The following is a 24574-nucleotide window of genomic DNA, read 5'->3' as shown; positions in this document are numbered from 1 at the left end:
AGTTCTCCGTATGAAGATTGAAAATTCAGTGCGGCGTCGGGCCGGCACGGAGCCGCGTCGGGGAACCCAGCCGCATAACGCTGGAGTTGTCTCGCATATTGAACTTGATCAGGTTCTGCTTGGAACGTCTGCGCATATCAATGCCATCGCTGTGCGGCATCGTCATCGCTATCGCGCGCCTCGACCCAACGTGTGCCTTTATCGGTCTGCTCTTTTTTCCAGAAAGGCGCTCGAGTTTTCAAATAATCCACGATGAATTCACAGGCAGAGAAAGCCGCACTGCGGTGGGCGCTTGCCACCAACACCAGAACGATTTGATCGGTAGGCTTCAGGGTACCCACTCGATGCACTACTGAAACATCGATGAGTTCCCAGCGTTGGTTCGCTTCCTCAACGATGCCGCTGAGCGCCTTTTGGGTCATTGCGGGGTAATGTTCCAAAGTCATTTCGGCAACCGTAGCATCGTCATTAATGTCCCGAACTAAACCAATGAAACACGCGATCGCGCCGATTTTTGCATTGCCACCTCGCAAATTCAGCACTTCCGCGGCAATATCGAAGTCTTCGGTCTGGATGCGTACCGCCATTTAACCTCCGGTTACCGGCGGAAAGAAGGCTACTTCATCGCCATCGGCAACACGCGTCGCCAATTCGGCGATTTCCAGATTTACGGCCACGCGCAGCTTCTTCCCGGGCGCAAGTTCATTATCCCAAACGCTTCCGCGGCTGCGCAACCATTGCGTGAGGCTTGCCACGTCATGCACGCCTTGTGGCAGCTCCACTTTCTCTGAATTGACCCCAAGCGCCTCGCGCAAGCGGGCAAAATACACCAAATTCACCATACACGTGCCGAAATCTTTCTCCAGTCATTTTAGCTGTAGATGCCGCAAAATAAAGTCTGAAATCTGCTGCGAGTCATTCAGGTCCAGCAGCGGCACCCTGGCCTCAATCTGCTTATCAGAGGCAATGGCTATGATATAGGGGTCATCAGGGTACAGCAAAGGCTGGCCCATCGCCGCGCGGTGGATTTCCATTTTGGGAATAGGCTCTTTCTTAAATCCCTCTATCAGGACCAGATCACATGGCGCTAACCGATTTAATTGGTGCCGCAAGCTCTGCTCCAGTTCTCCGCGCAACTCGTGCATAAGCACCCACCGCTGGCTAGACGTGATCAATACCTCGCTGCAGCCTGCTTCCCGGTGCCGGTACGAATCCTTTCCCGGACGGTCAATGTCGAAGTCATGGTGAGCATGTTTTATCAACGACACTTTGAGGCCGTGCATCACGAACTGCGGAACCAATTGCTCTATGAGGGTGGTCTTGCCGCTGCCCGAGTATCCTGCAAACCCAAAAATTTTCATCATAAACACAGTTTGGACGCCTTAAACGGCACAAGTTTACCTTGCGCTTGCCCAGAACTCGTAGATCTGTTGCATGCGCTCATTTAAACATGGTTAGATATTTTGCTCAAACCGAATCCGGACACAAACGGTTTCGAAACAAATGCTTATTTTGCCCTAGACAGTCCGCCTTCTCGGTTCCGTTGCGGCTTGCAGAGCAAGACGGCAATCCGACAAGGTCATGCGGCGCATGCGCGGAAGATTAATCAGTTCGTAATCGTGGCACGCGATCAAGACGCAATTGTTATCCAGACACATTCGCTGAATTAGCTGTACGGTCTGGCGCCGCGCTTCGGCATCCAGATTTGCAGTCGGTTCGTCCAATAAAAAAAGTTTCGGGTTCAGCACTTTGGCCCGTGCCAGCGCAATGCGCTGTTTTTCGCCGCCGGAAAGTTTTTGCGGGGGCACATGATCAAGATTGGCTACGCCCGCCCATTCCATGGCCTCCTTTACCAGCGCCTCGCGCTGTAGCCTCGGAATTCCGCGGGCTTTAAGGCCGTAGGCAATATTGCCGTCAATACTGGTTTTAAATAGGTACGGCTGCTGGTGCACGTAAATAATTTCGCGCCGCAGTTCCGGCGGGAAATTTTCTATCGATACCGATTTGCCTTCGAACTCATATGTTCTGACCTGCGCCTTCTCCAAGCCGCAGAGGATTCTCAGCAAGGTACTTTTGCCTACCCCATTGTCGCCGGTTATTACATAACTTTCTCCTGCGTACAACTCCAGTTTATCGATATCCAGAATCAATCTTGGGCCGTAGCTTTTCAACACGCCTTCCACGAGCAGCAAGGGCGCGCTCATTTGAGACCGCCCTCCCCTTGCAGAAATGCTAAAGCGTAATTCACTCCAAAAGCCGTCGCCAGCAAAACAAATCCCAAGGCAATGCCCTCGGCAAACCCGCCTTTGCTGGTTTCAAGAGCAATCGCAGTCGGGATATTGCGGGTGAGCCCCGCTATATTGCCCCCAACCATCAATGAACAGCCGATTTCCGAAAACACTCGGCCGAAGGCGTTGAAAACGGCAGCCATGACGCCAAAACGCACTTCAAGAAGGGTGGTCAGCGCCGCGCGCGCGGTGCCCGCGCCAAGGCTTAACGCGGTTTCATGCGCGCGCGGGTCGGCTCCCTGCACCGCCGACAATGTGAATGCCACTAATACTGGCAAGGCGATGATGGCTTGGCCAATCATCATTGCTTTTTGCGTGAACAGCAAATGCCATTCGCCAAACGGACCCTGCCGTGAAAGTAAGAGATACAACAATAAGCCCACGACCACGGTCGGTGAAGACAACAGCCCTTGGATCAAAATGACCAGCGTCCGCCGGCCTGTAAACGGAACAGTGGCAAGAATAAAACCCGCCGCGATTGCAACCGGGGATACAACGAGCATGGCTGTCAAGGAAACCCGCAACGAGATAGAGATGATGCGCCACAACTCCGCGTCGCCGGTAAACAGCAAGTAAAATGCCTCGCGAGTGGGCTCCAGTAGATCCATTCTTAGCTGGACTAACGCGGTTTCAATCCGTCGCAATCATGACGCTACTGGCTTTGATGATGGCGTATACCTTGGACCCCTTTTTCAATTGCAACCTCTTCGCCGAAGCCGTGGTTAGCGAAGAAACAATTTCGATGTCTGGCGCGACCAGAACACTTATTTCGGTACTGACCGGACCTTTCACTAATTTGGTCACTCTGCCCTTAAGCGAATTGCGTGCACTGATTTTCACGTTTGCCTCCTGGTTAAGGTTTATCGAACGGAGGTTGAATCATATCATGTGCATAAAACCGGCCCTGTCCACCCAAACCAAGAGAACTGCCCCTCCTTCCAAATGCACACTGACTATCCGGTTTGAGCTTCGCAGCAAATTCGTTACTGACACTCTTTGTCAGGTTGGCTGTTTGCATCCGGATGAAAAAGTTGGAGGCCGTTTAATGTGTAACTACCGATTTCCTTTTGGCCTTCCGGCGAAGTCAGCCATGCGATGAAGGCCATCGCGCCCAAGTAGTTGACGTCCGGATATCTCTTGGGATTGACCGCGATCACGCCATACGGGTTAAAGAGTTTTGGATCACCTTCGACCAGCGCTGTTAGTCCCGTCTTAGCACGAAACGTGGAATACGTTGCCCGGTCGGTGAGCGTATAGGCCTGCCGCTCCCCGGCCATCGTGAGCACGGCCCCCATACCTTGGCCTGCGGAAATGTACCAGTCGCCCTTAGGCGTGATTCCCGCTTCCTCCCAGAAAATCTTTTCTTTTTTGTTGGTACCCGAATCATCACCGCGAGAAATAAATTCAGATCGGGTTTCGGCGATTTTCTTAAACGCTGCTACCGCATCTTTCGTGCCTGCAATTTTAGCGGGGTCGTTGGCCGGCCCAACGATGATGAAATCGTTATACATGATGTCTCTGCGGTTCACGCCGTAGCCCGCGGCAACGAATTTATCTTCCGAAGGACGGGCATGCACCATTACCACGTCCACGTCGCCGTTTTCGCCGAGCTTGAGGGCGTTTCCAGTTCCCACCGCAATGACGCGCACTTTGGCTCCGTATTGAGCCTCGAATTTGGGGAGCAGAAACTTAAGCAGCCCGGAATTTTCCGTACTGGTGGTTGTCGCGAGCCGAATATCCTTTGCCGCGTAGGTAGTGCCGGCAAGTGATAGCCAAAGCAAGCCTAGTGTCAGCGCCTTAAGAATACGTTCCATTTTGCTCTCCTTTCTTATGAGTTGATTGGCAAGTTATTAAAACCGTATTTCGCGAGATGCAGTTTCTTCTGCGGTAAACGCGACGCTTATGGCCGAGGTTCCTCTTTTATTCGCGGCATTTAAAGAACGCGACCAGCTCAAATTGTCAACCGCTTTTGCCATCGCTTCGGCGTTGGTGCAACACGACATAAAAACGTCAACTTTTTTGCTCGAAGATCATAGCCTGGGGGAGCGTTTTTTGCTTTGTGTCGACGTCAATTTCCATTAGCTGAATCGCCGGTTCCGATTGAATTTTGAAAGCATCAAGCCGCTTGGTGTCAATTGCCATAAGCAAATACCGGGTGTGGTCACACGCAGTTTCGATTTTAGGCGCTGATGCGCCCAAGCGAATTTTTGGGTCAAGGATAAGTTCGATTATGTTTTGCTGATCCAAGCGGGTTCCGGATCCGGCCTTGAGAAATAGGGAGTTCTCGGCAAACACTGAGGCCCTCCGCAGAATTCCCGGACGGTAATAGGTCCGGTGTGCTCGAGGGATAGAAAAGCCCACAAACCGGAATATTATTGCTTTCGAATTGCTTCCTTAAGGCACCCAAAGATCCGTAAATTAGCTCAAATCATGCCCCTCCTTTGGCCGTATAAGTTTCCGTTAGCTCGGCCATGGCAGACCAATGACCTGCCGTAAAGATGCGTAGCGCGCCAGGCTAACCGGGAGTTCCGACTCGCAAGACAATTGCAGCTAAAAATCGCAATCCCGTGAGCATTTTTTTAATTTAGTCTGGCGAGCAATTACATATTTGATTGCAAATTACCGTTAACATATTAGGAGTTATTGTTTGATAATCAAATATGAATTATCATTCATAAATGATTCAGGTCAAGTTGGATTGTCAGTGGTCAATCGGAAATGCTTCCGAAGGAGCAACCGGACAGCAGATTTTTAGCCTGCTCGAGGCAATACACCGCACCGGTTCGCTCAATAAAGCGGCGCCCATCATAGGCTTATCTTACCGGCACCTTTGGAATCTCATCGGTAAATGGTCCGAACTGCTGGGTCAACCTGTTGCCGTTTTGGAACGTGGACGGGGCGCGCGTCTCACGTCATTTGGGGAAAAATTGCTTTGGGCCGACCAGAAAGTACGAGCCCGTTTGGGTCCGCAGCTTGAGAACCTAGCTTCCGAGCTGGAGTTGGAACTGAATGACACACTTGTAGACGGGCGGCCAGTGCTCCGAGTTCATGCGAGCCATGACCTTGCGTTGGCTGAATTACGCGAGATGCTTAACCAACGCGTAAACGGCCCGCGTATCGAGCTGCAATTCCGCGGCAGCCTTGATTGTCTTGCATCATTGGCGCGCTCGCAGTGTGATGTAGCGGGATTTCATATCCCCGAATCCATCGGCAGTAAAAATGTGCTGCTGCGCTATCGCAAATGGCTTAAACCGCGGAGTCAGAAACTCGTGGAATTTGTTACCCGTCAGCAGGGACTGATCCTGGCAACCGGGAACCCGAAAAAAATTTACGCTATCAGTGACCTCGCCAAACAAGGTGTGCGCTTTGTTAATCGTCAACAGGGCTCAGGAACACGTTTGCTCCTGGATATGCTGTTAGACGAGGCCGGAGTCGAGAAGAATAAGATTCAAGGAATACACCACGAAGAATTTACGCATGCTGCGGTAGCCGCGACTGTTGCGAGCGGCAAAGCCGACGCAGGGGTGGGTATAGAAGCTGTCGCCAGGCAATTCGAGCTGGATTTCGTACCGATTGCGAGCGAGCGTTATTTTCTGATCACCCGGCAAAACAGAATACATTTACCCGCGTTCAAAGGGCTAATTTCGGCGATACAAAGCAGCGAGTTTAAGAACATGATCTCCGGCCTGCCCGGGTACGATGCGGCACATGCGGGTGAAATTACGCCGCTTACAAAGGTTTTCCCCCGATTAAAGACCGACCCCAGTTAGCTTGCCTTCGAGGAACTGCAATCAAAATCGATCTTGAGAGCTTATCCTCCGCCCCGCCGGTAAACCATATCGAAACGCTCCATAAACCGCTGTACCCGGTGCTCCGAATAACCTGAAAAAATAAATTCTACCCGGGTCACGGGCAATGACACCGAACCCAAATTACGCGACGACTCGGGAGATAATATAATCTGCAGCCGTCGGTCTTCCGATTCCACCCGTATTTCGTCCCCGTTTACTGCGTATTCCTTATTCTTCAAGGCGGAAGGCAGGGTGCGCAGAAAATCGGCGTGACTAATAGTCATTTCACGCCTCAGGCTCAATTCGCGCTTCATGTCAGCCGCCGGCGATAGGCGGCCAAATGGCCAGGACGTCGCCCTCTTTTAGTTTCGTGCTAACGCGGGCGGTCGGATAAACATAAAGTCCGTTCACCAGCACCAGATGCACTAACTGGCTAGGAAGCCGGAACTGTTCAATAACCGACTGGATAGTAGAACCTGCTGCAACTTCAAGTTCCACGGAATTCGTTTTGGAAGGTTGCGGCAAGAAATCTGCAAGATTGGCAAACAACTTGAATTTGATTTTCATGCAGCCAATTTGAAATTTGTTCCTTGGGTGCGGGCCAGATACGCATCCATGATACGCGTAGGATCCTTAAGCAAACGATCCTTCCATTGCTCCAGGCGTATTTTTCCCTGAATCAAGCCGCGGATTACTCCAACATGCTGAGTGAGCCCCAGGCTGGTCGCGCCAACGAGAATATCGTCCTTGAATTCCAAGTGCAGATAGCGATAGTTCTCTGCGTCAAGCAGCTCTGCATGCTCCCCTCCCGCTACGCCCATCCATTGCCCAAAGGAGGATGAAATCAATCCCAACGTATTGAGTACGTTGATCGCCATCGCACCTTGCGACGCTGCGTCCTTGCCAGCCATGTTGAGCGCGGCGATACGCGCCTGATCTGCCGCATTTGGCTGAATCGCATTTACTAGCTGTGCGCCTGTATAAAACTCCTTAGCCTGTGCCACGTCTCCCGCTGCGTAAACGCCTGGCACACTGGTTTGCATCGTTTCGTCTACCTTGATTCCGGTCTCCGTGACGACCCCGCTGTCTTTTAGGAATTCGATGTTGGGACGCACACCGGTTGCGCTGATCACCAAGCCCACAACCATTGATTTACCATTGCTCAAATTGACTTTAAGCGGGTTGATGCGATCGGTGGATTTCTCGATCGACTCGACTTTGGTGGAGGTAAATACTTTGACCCCCTTTTTTTCGCACCATTTCTTGATGAGCCCGCCAGCCGCTTCAGTCATCATGCGCGGCACCATGCGGTTCCCCATTTCCACCACAGTAAGCTCAACGCCGCGTGACGCCAACGCCTCCAGAATGATACAGCCGATAAAGCCCGCTCCCATTTGCAACACGCGAGCGCCCTTTTTGGCAAGCTTCATGATGTGGCGCGAGTCCTCCAGTGTCCAGCAGGGATAAATTCCGGGTAGGTTTATGCCGTTAATCGGCGGAGAAATCGGCCTGGAACCACTGGCGATCAGCAGCTTGCCGTAACTGACGGTTTTCCCGTTGTTCAAAAATACTTTCTTATTTTTGCTGTCAACTTTCTCCGCTCTTGCGACGAGCAGTTCAATTTTGAGGTTCTTGAAATGATTCGCGCCTTTGCGTAGATAGGTTCCGGCTTCCTGGATATCACCAATAAGTAAATAGGGTATCGCCATGCGTGAGTACGGTGGCTCCGGCTCGTCCCCGATGAGAGTAATTCCGCCGTGAGGATCGCATTTGCGCAGGGTTTCGGCGGCAATGACTCCGGCAGGTCCATTGCCTATAATCACGTAGTTCATGTCAATTCTGTCCTCCAAATTAAGGGGGAAAATAAATTTCATTTTCCCCCTTTGCGTTGCCTTTCGTGCTGCGAAACCTACAGCCCCAATCTTTGCCTCGTTTCTTTGGTTGGGATACCCTCCGGCGTCCAGCCGCGCACTTTGTAGTATTCCGGCAGCATCTTACCAAGTTCATTTACCTTGCCTTTAGCGGGTCCGGTCTTGGCAGCTTCAGTCAGCAGCCGTTTCGGCAGCGTGTCGTCTTTGGCAGTAAATCCGGCAGCGTTGTTGAAATCCCGCTCCATGTTCCAGATGCGTTCGCCCATCAGATTTAACTTCTCCAAGGACCAGTCGCCTTCGCATGCCGCCTGAACCTGCGGCTGAATGTCATTCAAGGTCCAAGCGAACGTGGTAAATACGCAAAGTCCGGTAGAATCCACTACAGCCGTTGCGTCCTGAAAAGCCTTCACGAGTCCTGCCTTGCCCTCGGTAGTAAGCGGATCGGTCTTAACCGGGATACCCATCACTTCGGAAGCCACAGTGTAGCCACGCAGGTGGCACGCACCTCGGTTGGAAGTGGCGTAAGCCAAACCAATGCCCTGGATGCCGCGAGAATCATAAGCCGGGAACTCCTGTCCTTTCACCGTCATCGAGAGTTCAGGGTGGCCATATTTTTCGCACATACGTTTGGAACCGAGACCCAGAATTTTTCCGAAGCCTTCCCCAAGTGCAGTCCACTCGGTGAACCTGCACAACGCTTCGGCGGAGCCGAACGGCGCTTTAATGCCGGTATCTTTTTCGGTAATCACGCCCATTTCGTACAACTCCATTGCGGCAGCCACAGTGGCACCGAAAGTAATTGGATCCATACCGTCCTCATTACAGATGAAGTTGGCGTAGGTCAGCGCTTCCAAGTCGTCAACACCGTTGTCGTTGCCCAAAGCCCAAGCTGCTTCGTATTCCAGCCCTCCTGATGCGCCCCAGTATTCAGGCTTATTCTTCACCGTCCAGTGAGTCTCGTCGATCTTCGAGATGCGCCCGCAAGCGATGGTGCAACCGAAACAAGCCTGGTTGGTTACCAGATTTGCTTTGCCGTCGGTTGGACGCTTCTCATGCATCGCCTCAGCGGATATTTTGGCCGCGCCTTCAAACTGCACATCGCGATGGTTGCGAGTCGGTGAGGCGCCAATTTCGTTGATGACATTCATCAACACCTGAGTTCCGAATTTCGGCAAACCTTGTCCTGTCACCGCGTTATCAGCCAATACCTTCTTTGCGGCCCGCGTCGCTTTCATGAACTCTTTCGGATTGGCGACAGTCACGCCCTTGGTGCCACGCACAGCAACTGCTTTGAGGTTTTTCGATCCCATCACTGCGCCTACCCCGGAGCGCCCGGCCGCGCGGTGCAGGTCATTCACAATCGCAGCGAAAAGAACCTTATTTTCTCCTGCGCGACCGATGGATGAAACGCGAATCAGCGGGTCCTGATGTCTTTTCTTGATGAGTTCTTCGGTGTCCCATACCGATTTGCCCCAAATGAAATTTTCTGCAGGCAACAATTCGGCTTTTTCATCTTGGATAAGCAAGTAGACCGGCTTGGGCGATTTGCCTTCGAAAATGATCATGTCCCAGCCGGCCATCTTGAGTTCCGCACCGAAATAGCCGCCCGAGTTGGAACAGGCGATGGCCCCGGTAAGCGGTCCTTTGGTAATCACTGAATAGCGAGCGCCGGTGGAAGCCATGGTTCCGGTCAACGGGCCGGTGGCATAAATCATTTTGTTGTCGGCAGATAACGGGTCCACCCTGGGATTGATTTCTTCGACTAGATATTTTGTGGCCAAACCTCGCTGGCCCAGATAATCCTGCGCCCACTTCATATTGAGCGGTTCAGCCTTGCAAGTACCCGCGCTCAGGTTTACCCGTAGAACTTGCTTTTGCCATGCCATAGTCCATTTCTCCTCAACGTTAGGCTTGCGCTTCTGGGCGTGAGTCGGTTTTTGCCGCCCACTGACGCATTCTTTCCAAGCCGGTCCAGTCAGAATCCACGTAGGTAATCGCACCGGTGGGGCAGGCCTGCGCGCACGCGGGGTCACCTCCGCACAAGTCGCATTTCATGACCTTGCCCGTGTCATGGTTGTAATTCACGGTTCCAAACGGACAGGCAATAGTGCACACCTTGCACCCCACGCATACTGCGTCAAATACGACTTTCGCGCCCGTATTTGTATCGACCTTTATCGCTTCCACGGGACATGCGTGCAGACACCACGCTTCATCGCACTGAGTGCAGGTGTACGGTACTTTCCTGCCCTCATGATGGAAATCAAAAACTTTGATTACAGACTTCGAGGGATTGATCATCCCGAAGTGTTCGAAGGAACAGGCCATTTCACACTGCAGGCAGCCTGTGCATTTGTCGGGGTTTATTAGCAATGATTTCTGCATTGGTATCTCTGATCTCTGGTGAGGTTTCGAAAAACATGAAGCCTATGATCTTTCAATTAGCATCCTAGCATCTTTAAAATCGGCTGCATAATGGGCCCGCGCCTGTTTACGAAGCCAAATAAATTCCTTATGAGCAGGTCGACGACTGTGATTAAGCTGAAAATGCACTATACACTTCATTAATAATCAGTATCATATAATGCATAATTAAAGCAATAAATCACCATAAACCATAAGCATCGAGGGGTTTAATGTCGGCATTCGAAGCGTTGTTTAGACCTCGGCCGGTTCGCGATTTTGGTGTGGCACCGAGGAAGGATATCGCTTAGAATTAATTATTATTTCGAGTCCCATTCCGATGCCATCCTCCTCTGCGCAATTAGTTGACAAATACGGTCGCGCCATAAGTTACATCCGGCTCTCGGTCACCGATCGCTGTGATTTTCGATGCAGCTACTGCATGGCCGAAGAGATGACATTTCTGCCCCGCGAACAAATATTATCTTTGGAGGAGTGCTTGCGCTTGGCTCGTACTTTTATTGGGCTTGGGGTTACCAAAATAAGGATCACCGGGGGTGAGCCTTTAGTACGCAAAAATGTACTGTGGTTACTTCAGCAACTTGGAGGATTGGGAGGCCTGAAAGAGCTGGTTTTGACCACGAACGGCTCGCAGCTCGAAAAAATGGCCAAAGAAATCCGCGCAGCGGGCGTTAAACGCGTCAATATCAGCCTCGATACCCTAAGGCCCGAACGCTTTAAGGACCTGACTCGGGTTGGTGAACTGTCCAGGGTTTTGCGCGGGATTCAGGCCGCGCAAGCGGCCGGTTTTGCGGGTATCAAGCTTAATTGCGTGATGCTGCGCGGGGTCAACGATGACGAACTGGTGGATTTGGTGCAGTTCGCGCTTGATCAGGGGCTCGATATCTCGTTTATCGAGGAAATGCCTTTAGGAGAAGTGGATCACGTGCGAGCGAACACCTATTTTAGTCAGGACGAGGCGCTTCCCTTGTTGCAAGCACATTTTGATTTGGTGAGTTCAGCGGAAACCACCGGCGGACCTGCGCGCTACTGGCGCATTCCGAACAGCAAGACCAAGGTCGGCTTTATCTCCCCGCATTCGCATAACTTTTGCGAATCGTGTAATCGTATACGCATAACCTGTACCGGGGAACTTTACCCGTGTTTGGGACAAAATGATGCAGTGTCTTTACTGCCGGTACTTCGCGCCCATCCGGAGGATGATGCACCTCTGCGCGAAAGTATCGTCGAGGCAATGGGCATCAAACCTAAAGGCCATGACTTCAATGTCTATCTTCCCACACCCAAAATCGTGCGCTTTATGTCAATTACGGGGGGATAAACTCACGATCCTTCCATTCCGCGCATTCGTGAAGCACGCAATTTCCGCACTGTTGAACCCGAAGCAAACCGATCAAGCGAGCTTATTACATGACCAGCAAATCGCTGCGTGAATTGAGTTGCGCGGATGATTATGATCCGGATTCCATGCCCGTTGCCAAGGCGCGAGAATTCATCCAGGCTTATCTCACTCCGATTTCCGGGATAGAAAAAGTGAATATCCGCGCCGCGCTTGGACGCGTGTTGGCAGAAGATATCAGCTCGCGCATCAACGTGCCGGCCCATGTCAATTCCGCAATGGACGGTTATGCGGTGCGCTTCAAAGACCTGCACACGCAAGGCGATACTACTTTGCGCCTGGTAGGAACTGCGCTCGCCGGAAAACCCTTTGTTGGCCAAGTCAGCGACAAACAATGCGTACGCATTATGACCGGCGCGGTGCTTCCAAATGGAACCGACACCGTCATCATGCAGGAGCAAACGAACCCTGACGGCCAAAATATTTGCGTCTACGGAGCGCACAAACAGGGCCAGAATGTACGCCAGGCCGGCGAAGACCTCGCCATCGGCCAAGTGGTGCTCAAGTCTGGAAAACGTGTTCGCCCTGCCGAACTTGGTTTGATTGCTTCACTGGGTATTGCGGAGGTCGAAGTACGCCGAAGGCTGCGTGTAGCATTCTTTTCCACGGGTGATGAACTGCGCTCAATTGGTAGCCCGTTGGAAGAAGGCCAGATCTACGACAGTAACCGCTATACCCTTTACGGCATGTTGGTGAGCTTGGGAGCGGAAGTACTGGACATGGGCGTGGTAAAAGACGATCCGGCCAGCCTGGAGCAGGCGCTCATGGAAGCGGCTACGACGGCGGATGTAGTGATTACCAGCGGTGGTGTGTCTGTTGGAGAAGCCGATTACATCAAAGAGCTGCTCAGCCGGCTCGGCGAAGTGGTGTTCTGGAAAATTGCCATGAAACCGGGGCGGCCGCTTGCGTACGGTAAAATGGGCAAAAGTCATTTTTTTGGATTGCCCGGAAATCCGGTATCAGTGATGGTGACTTTTTATCAATTCGTTCGCGACGCCCTCTGGGTACTGATGGGACGCAACGAGAATATTGCCGTCCCGGTACTTAAGGCGCCGTGCCTCAGCGCGCTGAAGAAAGCTCCGGGGCGAACCGAATTCCAGCGTGGCATATTGAGCAAAGACGCCAACGGCAATTGGAGTGTGCGCGTTACCGGGGCACAAGGCTCTGGAATTTTGCGTTCCATGTCCGAAGCAAATTGCTTCATAATCCTGCAAGATTCACAGGGCAATGTAGCGCCCGGCAGCGTGGTGGATGTGCAGGTGCTCGAAGGCCTAGTATAGGAACCAAATAAAAAGCCCGGCACCAGCCGGGCTTAAATCGGCCACCACGATTTATTTTTTGTGTTTTTCCGTTGCTGCTGCTGGTGTGGAGGGAGGTATAGTAGGATTTACAGTAATCCCCTTCGCTTTCATTTCTTTGATGTAATTCGCTGCAATCCTATCCTCGACCTTGGCTAGCGTTTCCGCCTCTTTTTTGGCGGCCGCTGTGGCCTGCTCTTTTTTCTGTTCAGCTGCCATTTTTTGCGCTTCGGTAGGCGGCGGCAGTTTGGCGTATGCCAAACCTGAAGCGAAAATCGCCAGCACCAATCCGCTCATAACTGCATTAGCAAGCTTTTTCATCCTATCCCCCGATATAATATCTACGGTCTCGCCTGCGCGGTGCCCGCTGTGTTTAGCGGCCTTTGGGCAATCTTGCCCGATTTGATGTCGTTGTACCAGAGTTCGTGATGTTCCTTCGCCCAGGTTTCGTCCACCGTTCCATTGCGCATAGACTCATAGGCTCCCTCCACTCCTATTGTGCCCATATAGATATGCCCAAGCGAGGCGGCAACAAACAAGACTGCGGCGATCGCATGGATCACGTTCGCCTGCTGCATGATGGAACGCCCCTGATCAAAGTTAGGGAAATCGAGTATTAGGCCGGTCACAGCAACGATTATGCTCAGCAGAAAAACGCCGCCCCAGAACCAGGATTTTTCTCCGGCATTAAAGCGATCCGAAGGAACATGCTCTTTACTAAGCATGCCTCCTAACTTCTTGAACCACAGCAAATCATGCACTTTCCAAAAATTGTCTTTGAGGAAAGTCACGAAGGTCGCCGCTACGCAGAAAATGAACAACGGTCCGACGAAGTTATGCAGATTTTTCGAAAGAATGGCAAGCCAGGAAAACAAAGTGTAACCGAAAATCGGCAGAAGAATGTGCTTACCGAATAAAATAATGATGCCCGTGATGGCCAATATCACAAAACTGATGGCGGTGGACCAATGTACTACGCGCTCCCAATCACTGAAGCGCAGTATTATTCTTCCTGTGGGTTTGTCATGGAGTTTTAGCGGCCCGTATATGCGGTAAAAAAGTAAGATCAGCAGCGGTACAGCAATCAAGAAAATGCCGCTGTAGAAAGTAACCGGACCGTTGTGGAAAGCACGCCAGGTTTCGCCCGCCGATTGAACCAGCACACCCGTTTCAATTCCTTTTATATTTGTATAGTTCTCCTGACCGGAGCGCACTTGGCGCCAGACGGGTGCGTTGTTATACGGTTGTGTCACTTCCCGCTGGGCTTCAGTACCCTTGTTCGCGGCAGCGACCTGCCCTTCATTTATCTGCACCGGTTCAGCCGCCCACGCTATACCCGAGAGCATAAACATCGCTGCAAAAACATACATGCACAGGAAGTCTGCAACATGCACTGACTTCATAATTGGTCTCCGGTATTCATCCTTCGGTATTCGTTTTCGAGCTCGGCGCGCGCTTTCAGAGCATTTTCCCAAGCCGTCCGATCGCCCTTGAAGTACGCATTATTCCAAGGTTGGGTATCGGGCTTCCCTTGATACTTGCCCTGCTTGTAGATCACGGCTGGTCTTTCGCCACAAGCTGACAAGCCCATGGCAAGCACGCCGATTAACATTGCCAATATGGTCGTCTTCATGTTTTATTTTCCTTCAGGAGCTTGTGTCGGAGCTTTTTCGGGTCTGCCGTAAGCGGTGCCCCAGCCCCAGACTTCAGCGCCCGTACCGCGCGTCGTTACCCGGGCCCTGTAGATATCCGAAATCACGTCCGCATCACCTGCAAGCAGTGCTTTGGTCGAGCACATCTCCGCACAAAGTGGGAGTTTGCCTTCAGCAATGCGGTTGCGGCCGTATTTCTTGAACTCGGCTTCGGAGAAATCTGGCTCCGGCCCACCGGCGCAGTAAGTGCACTTGTCCATTTTGCCGCGCAGCCCGAACGCGCCATCCTGCGGGAACTGCGGAGCGCCAAACGGACACGCATAGAAACAGTAGCCGCAGCCGATGCACAAATCCTTGTCGTGGAGCACTATGCCTTCATCAGTCTTGTAGAAGCAATCCACTGGGCAAACTGCCATGCATGGCGCGTCAGAACAATGCATGCACGCAACGGAAATTGCTTTTTCACCCGGTACCCCCTGGTTTACGGTAACTACCCGGCGCCGGTTCACGCCCCAAGGCACCTCGTTTTCATTCTTGCACGCCGTCACGCAGCCGTTGCATACAATGCAGCGCTCCGCATCACACAGAAATTTCATTCTAGCCATTTGTCTGCTCCTTATATGTGTATGACGGTTTGCATCATGCTTTAGTAATCTGACACAGGGTGGTCTTGCTTTCCTGCATCATGGTCACAGCATCATATCCGTAAGTGGTCGCAGTATTAATCGCCTCGCCGCGTACTATGGGATGCGCGCCTTCAGGATAATATTCGAGCATGTCCTGGCCCATCCACCATCCCGAGAAGTGGAACGGCAGGAACACCGTTCCCGAAGCCACGCGCTCAGTCACCCAGGATTTAACCTTCAGCCGCGCCTTGGTCGGTGATTCGACCCACACATACTCATTGTTGCGGATGCCGCGATCGTTGGCGTCCTTGGTACTGATCTCCACATACATTTCCTGCTGCAGTTCGGCGAGCCACGGGTTGGAGCGGGTTTCCTCTCCGCCGCCTTCGTACTCCACCATGCGACCGCTGGTCATTATCAGCGGAAATTGCTTTGAGATATCCTTATTGGCTTGCTGTATCGTTTTGAACAGTGTCGGCAGACGCCAAAAGGCCTTCTTGTCGTCGTGAGTCGGATATTTTTCCACCAAATCCGGCCGGGGCGAATACAAAGGCTCCCGATGCTGCGGCACTGGATCCGGGAAGTTCCACACCAAGGCGCGCGCCTTGGCGTTCCCGAACGGATGGCAGCCATGCTTCATGACGACGCGCTGGATGCCTCCTGACAGGTCGGTCTTCCAGTTTTTGCCTTCCGCCTCTTTTTTCTCCTCGTCAGTCAGATCATCCCACCAGCCAAGTTTCTTCAGGAATACATGATCGAATTCGGGATAGCCGGTAGTGATTTCCGAGCCTTTGGAGTGCGAACCGTCTTCAGCCAACAGACTGACTCCATCCCTCTCGACACCAAAGTTAGCACGGAAGTTGCCGCCGCCGTCCATCACATTTTTCGAGGTATCGTAAAGATTAGGCGTCCCCGGATGTTTTAACGCCGCATTACCGTAACACGGCCAAGGCATGCCAAAGTAATCACCGTCCAGCACATAACCGGTCTTGGCGTCTTTGCCGCCTTTGGCGCGAAGAGTTTTCACATCGAACACCTGCATATTTCGCATATGTGCCTGCATACGCTCAGGCGACTGGCCGGTGTAACCAATGGTCCATGCGCCGCGGTTGAATTCGCGAGTGATGTCCTCGATGTTTGGCTGGTCCTTCTCTACGCGAATGTTCTGCTTGCCATCCTTCTTGCCCAACAACTGGTCTGCGAAGCCGAATTTCTTCGCGAACAGATACATAATGGTCTCGTCGGGCTTGGACTCGAAAAGCGGCTCAATGACTTTCTCGCGCCATTGAACGGAGCGGTTTGACGCGGTTACCGAGCCTGTGGTCTCAAACTGAGTTGCCGCAGGCAGGAGATAAACGCCGTCTTTTCTCACCATCGCCGCCATCGATGCTGTGGCAGAAGGATAAGGATCGATGACCACCAAAAGATCAAGCTTCTTCATCGCCTCAACCATATCCGCGCCTCGGGTCTGGCTGTTTGGCGCATGGCCCCAGTAAATTACTGCGCGGATGTTAGGGTCTTGATCGATGTTCTCATTTTTCTCCAAGACGCCATCAATCCACCGTGACACAGTAATGCCCGGTTTGCCCATCATCCCGTCATTTACGTACTGTTTGCGCAGCCACTCGTAATCCACATTCCAGACGCGGCACCAGTGTTTGAACGAACCCGGCGCCAGGCCGTAGTAGGCCGGCAGAGAATCCGGGTTGGGACCGAGGTCGGTTGCTCCTTGAACGTTGTCATGGCCGCGGTAAATATTGGTGCCTCCACCCGAGACGCCGACATTGCCCAGAGCCAACTGCAGAATGCAGCTTGCGCGTACCACGGCATTGCCGGTGGTGTGCTGTGTCTGCCCCATCGCCCAAACGATCGTACTTGGCTTATTTTTGGCCATCATTTCAGCAACCTTGTATACCTGCTCCTGTGGGACTCCTGTGACATCCTGAACTTTGTCAGGAGTCCATTTCATCACTTCCTCGCGAACTTTTTCCATGCCATAAACGCGGTCGTGAATGTACTGCTTGTCTTCCCAGCCGTTGCCGAAGATGTGGTAAAGCATCCCATAAATAAAGGCTACGTCGCTGCCCGAGCGATGGCGGACAAAGTAATTCGCCTTAGCAGCGGTACGGGTAAAGCGCGGGTCTACGACGATGACCTTGGCGCCGGTTTCCTTGGCGTGCAGGGTGTGAAGCATCGAAACCGGATGTGCCTCACAGGCATTGCTGCCGAGAAATAAAATGCACTTGGAGTTGCTCTCGTCATTATAGGAATTGGTCATCGCGCCGTAACCCCAGGTGTTGGCGACACCCGCAACGGTAGTAGAGTGGCAGATACGCGCTTGGTGATCGGTGTTGTTGGTGCCGAACAGCCGAACATACTTGCACAGCAGATAAGACTGCTCATTGCTGTGCTTCGAGGAACCGATCCAATAAGTGGCATCCGGACCGCTTTCCTTTTTAATTTGCAGAATTTTGTCCCCGACTTCGTTTATTGCCTGATCCCAGCTAATTTTCTTCCATTTCCCTCCTTCCAGCTTCATGGGGTATTTAAGGCGGTACTCGCCGTGGCCGTGTTCGCGTACCGAAGCACCTTTGGCGCAGTGCGCGCCGAGATTGAGCGGTGAATCGAAAACCGGCTCCTGGCGAATCCACACTCCATTTTGCACAACCGCATCAATTGCACAGCCTACTGAACAGTGCGTACAGACCGAACGCTTGACCTGGATATTACCGGTACCCTGGGTTTCGGCTGCTGCGCCGGCTTTGCCAATCATGTTGAACGGCAACTGGCTGGCAAATGCGCCAGCGCCCACAGTGAGACCGGACCGTTTGAGGAATGTCCGCCTGTCCATCGTTTTGCCGATCGCGCCTGACAAGCTGCGGCTTAGGCGGCTGGGCATTTCTGCAACCGCGCTGGATTTTCTGGTAAGCAGCATTTTAATTCTCCTGTATCAGACTTTAGTTGTTCGATAGTAATTGTGAATGTGCTCGGAGACACGATAGCCATTGCTCTTGGTTTGATCCACCGTCTCAGCATTGGATTTCGTCTGAGGCACGCTCTTGGCAACCATGGCTGCCGCTACGCCGGCGCCTCCTGCGCCAACCGCAAGCAGGAAGTTTCTCCTGCTCAATCTGCTCTTGGTCTTTGCCATTTTTGTCTCCTTGCTAAATAAAGTTGTTGCTGCCGCCGCCTATAACATTTCGAAAGATTCGACCTCAATGTTGAAAAAAGCCCTTATAAATTGTGCTACATGCCGATAGAAATTTGCCGATTCGGACCCAATCACGGCATTGCAAAAACGCTCGTGCCAGGTTTGGATATGGCGGGCGAAAAATTGCTTTTGCTGTTCCAGGCTCGCCGGATATCGTTCTTCATCGCCTGTAATCAAATAACGCATCACATCGCACAGCGCGGAAAGATGGTCTTCAGGCTCATTCACTGATTCATGGCGCGCAAGTCCCAGCTTTGCCAGATCATCGCGCAACAAGGCGAGTGGTTTTTCCATCATAAAGCCTGCAAGGTAATATGAGCCGAAAAGCATTACTTCGGGCCGCCCAACTCCGATAAACAGTTTCTCGTACTCCTCTTCCACCGCTTCTGCATTACAGGCCTGCGCAGTGGAAGCGAGCGCATGCCACGCTTCAGTCAAAGGCGCCGTTTCCGCAATAATTTCGTCAGCAGTGGCTATGGCTCGCAGCAATTGTCCATCAGGGGAATACAACAGGCGTGCAATCAGCGCATACATGTGCGCGCGTGCCAAGTCTTCCTGGGCTACGGGAGAGGGATTACGCTTGACCTGAGCGACTGCTGCGCTCATCGGTTCCTCACATCAAAAATGGTCAATTCGTCTTTGTTTTTCATCATGTCAACGACACGGCAATCCGCGCACATCTGCAGCCGCGTAAGAGCGTTGCTTCCGCTGAACATTGAATGAGTACCGAGTTTGCCCAGCATGTTATTTATCATCTGCTTGGTCGCAAAAGGCTTACCACAGCGGATGCAGGCGAAAATCTCGGCCTCGTTAGCTATTCTCGGACTCAGCGCTTCCTTAGTCAATAACAATCTGGGGGTAAGGCTAATGGCCTTTTCAGGGCAGGTTTTTTCGCATATGCCGCACTGCACACAATTGCGCTCGATGAACTTAAGCTGTGGCAATTCCTTGGCATCCAGCAGGGCGTTTTCAGGACAGGCGCCGACACAAGCCATGCACAGAGTACATGTATCTTTATTAACGTCTATTTTTCCGTAAGGAGCCCCCGGCGACAGCTGGATTTCATCTACGAGAGTGGGGGCATTCTTAGCGAAATGGTCAAAAGCAAAATCAAGCGTGGCGCGCTTTTCGTTAAACAGATTGAAACTCGCGGGCTTGACCGGTTGGGCGGGTTCGATCCCCCAGACCGCCTTTTCAAGGGCAGCCAAATCCTGCGCTTCACTAAGTCGGAAATGGCTCCCCTTATAACCCAGCCCTTGCAGGATTTCTTCGGCGAAGCCCATTTGGGCGCGCAATGAAACCAAGTAATCTTGAGCTTCTCTGCCGGTAGCGAGCACCAGCAGGTTTGACGCACCAAGCGCAATCGCACCAAGCATTACATCCATGCCCAGCGAGGCAATGTGGAAAGTCTCGAGCGGAATGACATTAGCCGGCAGGCCTTTGCCGCGGCGGCCGAGACTGGCAACCAGTTGCCTTCCGTCGCTGGAGTTATGCAGGAGCAAACAGGGATCCTCGCCACCTGCACTGAGATAGGTTTGCAGCAGGGTTTTGACGCGTGCGCCGAGATCGGCCACTCGCGGATAGGCGTAGCCCATCGCTCCCGAGGGACAAACGCTGGCGCAGGCGCCACAACCCATGCACAAATGCGGTTCTACTTTAACGTGGTCGCCATCCGGGGAAATAGCGCGGGTCGAGCAGATATCTATGCATCTCGAGCATCCGGTAATTTCCGAGCGGCTGTGAGCGCAAATGGATTCTTTGTAGGTAAAAAATTTGGGCTTTTCGAATTCGCCGGTCATCTGCGCCAGCTGATTGACTGCGCGAGCCAGCGCCAGAGAATCATGGCCCGGAGCGAAATACCCCTGCGGCGGCTGATGCATGTTCAGCAGAGGCTTATCGGATAGGTCGAGAATCAAATCATAATGTTCGGAACGCTCAGTATCGCGCCGCTCAAAATCAATGGCCTTGATATCGCCACACGCGGCCACGCATTTGCGGTGCGCCTTGCATTTATCGAGGTCAATCTGGTAGCTGTAGTCAATCGCCTGCTCGGGACAAACCTCAATACACGCGTTGCAGCGAGTACAGGTTTCCAGGTCAATCGGGTTAACCTGGTTCCACAAGACCTCAAAAGCGCCCAGATAACCTTTCACGCTAACAATTTTCCCCGATAACACAGGGTAACGCCGTTGTGTCGGCAATTCATTCGCGCCTTTGACGTCGGTCAAGAGCACGCTCACATCCATCTGCTCGGTAAGCTGTTCCGCCCACTCCAATGCAGCTGATGCCGGACCAATGATCAGCAGTTGCCCTGCGGATTTGTAGCTGACGCTGGGTACCGGCTCAGGCTCGGGAAGCGCCGCCGCGGCAAGCAGCGCGGCGATTTTCGGCGTGGCTTTATCGGCTTCAGCCGACCAGCCCGCCTGTTCGCGGATATTGACAAAAGCGACCTCGGCGTTGGGATCAGTCTGCCCGGCGACCTCCTCGAACAGCCGCACCTCCTGCGTACAGGCGACCAGCACTTCACCGCCCTGCTTGAGGCTCGACTCAAATACCGATACCTGATGACGACACAGTTCGTGGTGAATCATTACCGGTGTTTTGAGCTGCAAGGCGCGCGTTAGCCGCTTAGCATCCAGCGGCATTGTCTTGTTGCAGTTGCACACCAATATGTTTTTGCTATCTATAGCCATAAGCCAGATATTAGATTTCGATCAACGCTTTCGGTATAAAAATCATGATGCAGTTATGCTGCGCCGCCATTAAGCTACTCCGGATCTGCTTTTGCGATATGTTTTTCCGGCATGGCGACAGTTTGCTGTTTGGTTTTGACGCTATCCAGTTTGGGCTCCGCAATGGTTTGAGGCTGCTGTTGCGGCAATGCTTCCGGGCTCTTTTGCGCTTGTGATTTATCTGCAGACTGCTCCTTGGCGGGAGGAAAATGCAACGGATTCGATTCCATCAGTCGTGCCAGCATTTCTGCAGGGATTGGGTCGGGCTTGCCGTAATCGTCTATATATACGTCAAGACCATCCATTACGTTGAAGTGCGGGTCGCTGAATAGTTTGCGCAGCGCTTCGCGACGCAGCTTTTCTTCCACTTTCGGATGAAAGAAAGCGGTGTAATCCGATTCCATATTGAGTTGTTCAACAGCCGGTAGTTTTGGCTCATTGGCCAAAGGCTTCGCCGACTCGGTCTTGACGAGATTTTCCGCCTGTTTTTTGAGACGGGACCATCTGCTTAGAAAGGATTCCTTGCGTTGCATGACTCAGCCGGTGGTTTTGTCGATCCTGCGCGCAGGTGACACAAAAGATTGCGGGCGCTGCCGTTTTTTGGGTTCTGGCTTGTAGTTTCGGTTCACGTAATCACTCAGCCAATCGGCAATGTCCGACGGCATCGGTACGCCGTCGACTTGCTCATTAGAATCCATCCAGCGTGCCGCTTCGTTATAGCTTACGGTGACGATGTAGGGCACGGCCAAATCTTCCTGGGAACGCCACGAGACAAAAACTTTGGGTTGGGGGGAACTCAAGTTTAAATAATAGCCCTCCGCCTCGTCCCTATGAAGGGTCACATCGAAACCCGGGAATAATATGTGCTTCTGACGCGCATCTTCAAATATGACACACCACTGTTTATTCCCGCCGCTGAGGTCGGGAACAATTCCTATCGCTTCCCACTTCTCAGTACACCACTCATTATCCAAAACCAGGCGCTCCATGATTACGGCTACCGACATGCTAGGATGCTTCATCGCCTTCCCCCCATTCAACCATGATTCTGCGCCGGGGTGAAAAAAGATACAACAAAAAGCCACTGTCAAATTATGGGTATTCAGTGTATTTTCTTTCATCTCTACTTATGGTTATATCTTGTAATCACTTTCTAAGGATCCGGTATGGGTACCCCTTATCGTCCGAAAATCACCCACGCAAGCCGCCCGCTCACATTTGCCGTGCGCTCGATGAACGAACATGGCGAATGGTCGAATACGCAGATCGCCGGCGAACATCCACTCACTTTATATGTGGACAAGCGGGAAATCGTAACCCTCATGACTCTGGGTGCGGCGCCGGAAGCGCTCGCTATTGGTTACCTGCGTAATCAGCGACTGGTGAACAATATTGACGAGATCAAGTCGGTACAGGTGGATTGGGAAACCGAAGCAGTCGCTATAATCACAAGGCATGGCATTCAGGACCTCGACGGGCGCATGGAAAAACGCACAGTCACGACCGGCTGCGGCCAGGGCACGGTGTTCGGCGAATTGATGGATGAAATCGATAAACTCAATTTACCCACAGATGTTTTCCTGGGCGAGGAAACCTTTTATGCATTGATGGACAACGTGCGCCGGCATGACACGGTCTACAAAACCGCTGGCGCTGTGCACGGCTGCGCGCTGTGCAAAGGCAGCGAGATTCTGATGTTTGTCGAAGACGTGGGGCGACACAATGCGGTTGATGCGATTGCCGGCCAAATGTGGCTGGACCGCATCGAGGGCCGCGACAAGATTTTCTATACCACCGGGCGCCTTACTTCGGAGATGGTGATTAAATGCGCACAGATGGAAATCCCTTTCCTGGTGTCCCGCTCCGGGCTTACCCAGATGGGCTATGAAATCGCGAAACAAATCGGTCTCACCATGATTGGCCGCGCCGCAGGCAAGCATTATTTGCTGTTCACCGGCGAGTCGCGTTTCATCAAATCCAGGCAAGCCTCACTCACCTGAGTTCGTTCATGGAAAAAATCACTGGCGTGATACTCGCGGGCGGCCAGGGCCGGCGCATGGGCGGAGTGGACAAGGGATTAACTTTGCTGCAAGGCAAGCCATTTATCGAGTGGGTGTTAGAGCGCTTTAGCCCGCAAGTAAATGAAGTTCTGATTAATGCCAACCAGAATCTCAAGCATTACGCGCGCTTCGGTTACCGCGTCATTCCGGACGAAATCGGCGGTTTTGCCGGTCCCCTTGCCGGATTACACCGCGCACTTGCTGAGGCCCGGCATGGACTTGTTGCTACAGTCCCGTGCGATTCGCCGTTTTTGCCACGTGACCTGGTAGAGCGACTCTATGCGGGACTTGCTGCGGAGAAAGCTCAGTTGGCGGTAGCCAAAACGTTTGCGCAACCGCATCCTGTGTTTTGCCTGTGCCGGCGTGCGGTGCTCGCGCATCTGAATGAGTTCCTCGCATCCGGCGGGCGCAAAATAGACGCTTGGTACGCCACGCTTGAGGTCGCGGAAGTCGCCTTTGACGATCAGGAGGAAGCTTTCAGCAATATCAACACGCCGGAAGAGCTGACCGGATTCGAAGCGGATACACCCCCTTCTGGCGCCACCAAAAGAACTAGCTGAATTTGCGCTCTGTATATTGCGGGCAAAGGCGGGTAGTACTTACGGGCTCACTTGAAACAATACACCACGAGATCAGTGCATCATTCGCAGCGCAGGGTCCTGACGGTAAAACCGGCTGAGCTGAAAGTATACATCAGCGTAAATGCGCTTGAGTACTTGGGGAGTTTCAAAGAAAACTTCGCTCAATACCGCAAAGAATTCCGCCGGGCTTTCCGCAGCGTAAGGATCGATCGCAGTGCGCTCTCCCCTTTCAATCCGGGCACAGAAATCCCGGTAGGCCTTAGAGAAATCCAGCATCCAGGCTTCGCGGCTCATGTCTTCATGCAAAGGAGGGAATCCGTCGGTGTCGCCATTCAGCATATCGAGCTTGTGCGCAAATTCGTGGAGCACCACGTTGACGCCATCTTCCGCGCCTGACTGCACGGCTTCCCAGGATAAAATCACCGGGCCTTGCAGCCAGGCTTCTCCCTGCATCGGTTCGCGCTCGACATGCACTACGCCGTCTTCATCCGTGTATTCGTGCCGCGGCATAAAGTCGCCGGGGTAAACGATGACTTCGACCCAGTCCCGGTAGTAATCAAGGCCCAGATTGAGAATCAACAAGCAGGCCTGGGCGGCAATTACCATGCACATTTCTTCCGTCAATTGCAATTCCGCCGCGC

The 24574-nt window shown here is 52.6% G+C and carries 28 protein-coding genes; 5 read left to right on the top strand and 23 right to left on the bottom strand.

The window, feature by feature from the left end; all coding sequences use genetic code 11:
- Window positions 1-137 precede the first annotated feature (137 nt).
- The 7 genes from moaE to VLV32_03405 all read right to left on the bottom strand — a co-directional run bounded on the left by moaE (window position 138) and on the right by VLV32_03405 (window position 4102).
- Complete coding sequence (gene moaE / locus VLV32_03435; GenBank protein HUL40945.1) at window positions 138-587, bottom strand: molybdopterin synthase catalytic subunit MoaE; 450 nt, start codon at window positions 585-587, stop codon at window positions 138-140.
- The gene (moaD, locus tag VLV32_03430; protein ID HUL40944.1) at window positions 588-842 is read right to left on the bottom strand and encodes a molybdopterin converting factor subunit 1; all 255 of its coding nucleotides are present in this window, start codon (window positions 840-842) and stop codon (window positions 588-590) included.
- Window positions 843-866: 24 nt separating this feature from the next.
- Window positions 867-1364 carry a molybdopterin-guanine dinucleotide biosynthesis protein B gene (gene mobB, locus VLV32_03425; GenBank protein HUL40943.1) on the bottom strand — a complete coding sequence of 166 codons (498 nt, stop codon included), beginning with the start codon at window positions 1362-1364 and terminating at the stop codon, window positions 867-869.
- Between the two features lie 153 nt (window positions 1365-1517).
- Complete coding sequence (locus VLV32_03420) at window positions 1518-2204, bottom strand: ABC transporter ATP-binding protein (GenBank protein ID HUL40942.1); 687 nt, start codon at window positions 2202-2204, stop codon at window positions 1518-1520.
- Complete coding sequence (locus VLV32_03415; protein ID HUL40941.1) at window positions 2201-2896, bottom strand: ABC transporter permease; 696 nt, start codon at window positions 2894-2896, stop codon at window positions 2201-2203. The genes VLV32_03420 and VLV32_03415 overlap by 4 nt, the downstream gene beginning before the upstream one ends.
- Window positions 2897-2918: 22 nt before the next feature.
- A complete protein-coding gene (locus tag VLV32_03410; protein ID HUL40940.1) occupies window positions 2919-3128 on the bottom strand; it encodes a TOBE domain-containing protein in 210 nt (69 codons plus the stop codon).
- A 143-nt stretch (window positions 3129-3271) separates the two neighbouring features.
- The gene (locus VLV32_03405) at window positions 3272-4102 is read right to left on the bottom strand and encodes a substrate-binding domain-containing protein (GenBank protein HUL40939.1); all 831 of its coding nucleotides are present in this window, start codon (window positions 4100-4102) and stop codon (window positions 3272-3274) included.
- 864 nt (window positions 4103-4966) lie between these two features.
- Here VLV32_03405 and VLV32_03400 point away from each other — a divergent pair.
- A complete protein-coding gene (locus VLV32_03400; protein ID HUL40938.1) occupies window positions 4967-6058 on the top strand; it encodes a substrate-binding domain-containing protein in 1092 nt (363 codons plus the stop codon).
- 41 nt (window positions 6059-6099) lie between these two features.
- On the opposite strand, the gene VLV32_03395 is transcribed toward VLV32_03400, so the two are convergent.
- From VLV32_03395 to VLV32_03375, 5 genes are all read right to left on the bottom strand, one after another.
- Entirely contained in the window at window positions 6100-6363 is a 264-nt protein-coding gene (locus VLV32_03395; GenBank protein ID HUL40937.1) for a hypothetical protein, read from the bottom strand.
- Window positions 6364-6394: 31 nt separating this feature from the next.
- Window positions 6395-6646, bottom strand: coding sequence for a MoaD/ThiS family protein (locus tag VLV32_03390; GenBank protein HUL40936.1), 252 nt, complete (start codon window positions 6644-6646; stop codon window positions 6395-6397).
- Window positions 6643-7911, bottom strand: coding sequence for an FAD-dependent oxidoreductase (locus tag VLV32_03385; GenBank protein HUL40935.1), 1269 nt, complete (start codon window positions 7909-7911; stop codon window positions 6643-6645). The genes VLV32_03390 and VLV32_03385 overlap by 4 nt, the downstream gene beginning before the upstream one ends.
- Before the next feature lie 77 nt (window positions 7912-7988).
- Window positions 7989-9836 carry an aldehyde ferredoxin oxidoreductase family protein gene (locus tag VLV32_03380; GenBank protein ID HUL40934.1) on the bottom strand — a complete coding sequence of 616 codons (1848 nt, stop codon included), beginning with the start codon at window positions 9834-9836 and terminating at the stop codon, window positions 7989-7991.
- Window positions 9837-9855: 19 nt separating this feature from the next.
- Window positions 9856-10335, bottom strand: coding sequence for a 4Fe-4S dicluster domain-containing protein (locus VLV32_03375; GenBank protein ID HUL40933.1), 480 nt, complete (start codon window positions 10333-10335; stop codon window positions 9856-9858).
- Between the two features lie 358 nt (window positions 10336-10693).
- Between VLV32_03375 and moaA the strand changes: the two genes are divergently transcribed.
- Together moaA and glp are read left to right on the top strand one after the other, a co-directional pair.
- A complete protein-coding gene (gene moaA / locus VLV32_03370; GenBank protein ID HUL40932.1) occupies window positions 10694-11695 on the top strand; it encodes a GTP 3',8-cyclase MoaA in 1002 nt (333 codons plus the stop codon).
- Between the two features lie 89 nt (window positions 11696-11784).
- Window positions 11785-13053 (top strand): gephyrin-like molybdotransferase Glp, encoded by a 1269-nt coding sequence (glp, locus tag VLV32_03365; protein ID HUL40931.1) that lies wholly within the window; start codon window positions 11785-11787, stop codon window positions 13051-13053.
- Between the two features lie 51 nt (window positions 13054-13104).
- Here the strand turns inward: glp and VLV32_03360 are convergent, their stop codons facing one another.
- From VLV32_03360 to VLV32_03315, 10 genes are all read right to left on the bottom strand, one after another.
- Entirely contained in the window at window positions 13105-13392 is a 288-nt protein-coding gene (locus VLV32_03360; protein HUL40930.1) for a hypothetical protein, read from the bottom strand.
- 20 nt (window positions 13393-13412) lie between these two features.
- Window positions 13413-14474, bottom strand: coding sequence for a formate dehydrogenase subunit gamma (locus tag VLV32_03355; GenBank protein HUL40929.1), 1062 nt, complete (start codon window positions 14472-14474; stop codon window positions 13413-13415).
- Window positions 14471-14704 carry a hypothetical protein gene (locus VLV32_03350; GenBank protein HUL40928.1) on the bottom strand — a complete coding sequence of 78 codons (234 nt, stop codon included), beginning with the start codon at window positions 14702-14704 and terminating at the stop codon, window positions 14471-14473. Before VLV32_03350 ends, VLV32_03355 begins: the two co-directional genes overlap by 4 nt.
- 3 nt (window positions 14705-14707) lie before the next feature.
- Window positions 14708-15328: a formate dehydrogenase FDH3 subunit beta gene (gene fdh3B, locus VLV32_03345; protein HUL40927.1), complete on the bottom strand. Its 621-nt coding sequence runs from the start codon at window positions 15326-15328 to the stop codon at window positions 14708-14710.
- Window positions 15329-15362: 34 nt separating this feature from the next.
- Complete coding sequence (locus VLV32_03340) at window positions 15363-18284, bottom strand: formate dehydrogenase subunit alpha (GenBank protein ID HUL40926.1); 2922 nt, start codon at window positions 18282-18284, stop codon at window positions 15363-15365.
- Window positions 18285-18299: 15 nt separating this feature from the next.
- A complete protein-coding gene (locus tag VLV32_03335; protein ID HUL40925.1) occupies window positions 18300-18500 on the bottom strand; it encodes a twin-arginine translocation signal domain-containing protein in 201 nt (66 codons plus the stop codon).
- Window positions 18501-18539: 39 nt separating this feature from the next.
- The gene (locus VLV32_03330) at window positions 18540-19166 is read right to left on the bottom strand and encodes a molecular chaperone TorD family protein (GenBank protein HUL40924.1); all 627 of its coding nucleotides are present in this window, start codon (window positions 19164-19166) and stop codon (window positions 18540-18542) included.
- The gene (locus tag VLV32_03325; protein ID HUL40923.1) at window positions 19163-21253 is read right to left on the bottom strand and encodes a 4Fe-4S binding protein; all 2091 of its coding nucleotides are present in this window, start codon (window positions 21251-21253) and stop codon (window positions 19163-19165) included. Before VLV32_03325 ends, VLV32_03330 begins: the two co-directional genes overlap by 4 nt.
- A gap of 74 nt (window positions 21254-21327) precedes the next feature.
- Entirely contained in the window at window positions 21328-21825 is a 498-nt protein-coding gene (locus VLV32_03320) for a DUF3306 domain-containing protein (protein HUL40922.1), read from the bottom strand.
- A 3-nt stretch (window positions 21826-21828) separates the two neighbouring features.
- Window positions 21829-22413 carry a DUF3305 domain-containing protein gene (locus tag VLV32_03315; protein ID HUL40921.1) on the bottom strand — a complete coding sequence of 195 codons (585 nt, stop codon included), beginning with the start codon at window positions 22411-22413 and terminating at the stop codon, window positions 21829-21831.
- 45 nt (window positions 22414-22458) lie between these two features.
- On the opposite strand from VLV32_03315, the gene VLV32_03310 reads away from it, so the two are divergent.
- Window positions 22459-23292 (top strand): formate dehydrogenase accessory sulfurtransferase FdhD, encoded by an 834-nt coding sequence (locus VLV32_03310; protein ID HUL40920.1) that lies wholly within the window; start codon window positions 22459-22461, stop codon window positions 23290-23292.
- An 8-nt stretch (window positions 23293-23300) separates the two neighbouring features.
- Window positions 23301-23912, top strand: coding sequence for a molybdenum cofactor guanylyltransferase MobA (mobA, locus tag VLV32_03305; protein HUL40919.1), 612 nt, complete (start codon window positions 23301-23303; stop codon window positions 23910-23912).
- A gap of 72 nt (window positions 23913-23984) precedes the next feature.
- On the opposite strand, the gene VLV32_03300 is transcribed toward mobA, so the two are convergent.
- A partial coding sequence (locus VLV32_03300) for a M90 family metallopeptidase (GenBank protein HUL40918.1) occupies window positions 23985-24574 on the bottom strand: 590 nt, incomplete at its 5' end.

The sequence above is a fragment of the Burkholderiales bacterium genome (genome assembly GCA_035518095.1).
Taxonomy (GTDB): Bacteria; Pseudomonadota; Gammaproteobacteria; order Burkholderiales; family JAHFRG01; genus JAHFRG01.
The sequence above is the reverse complement of the archived record's forward strand: the minus strand, read 5'-3'. Positions and strand labels throughout refer to the sequence as shown.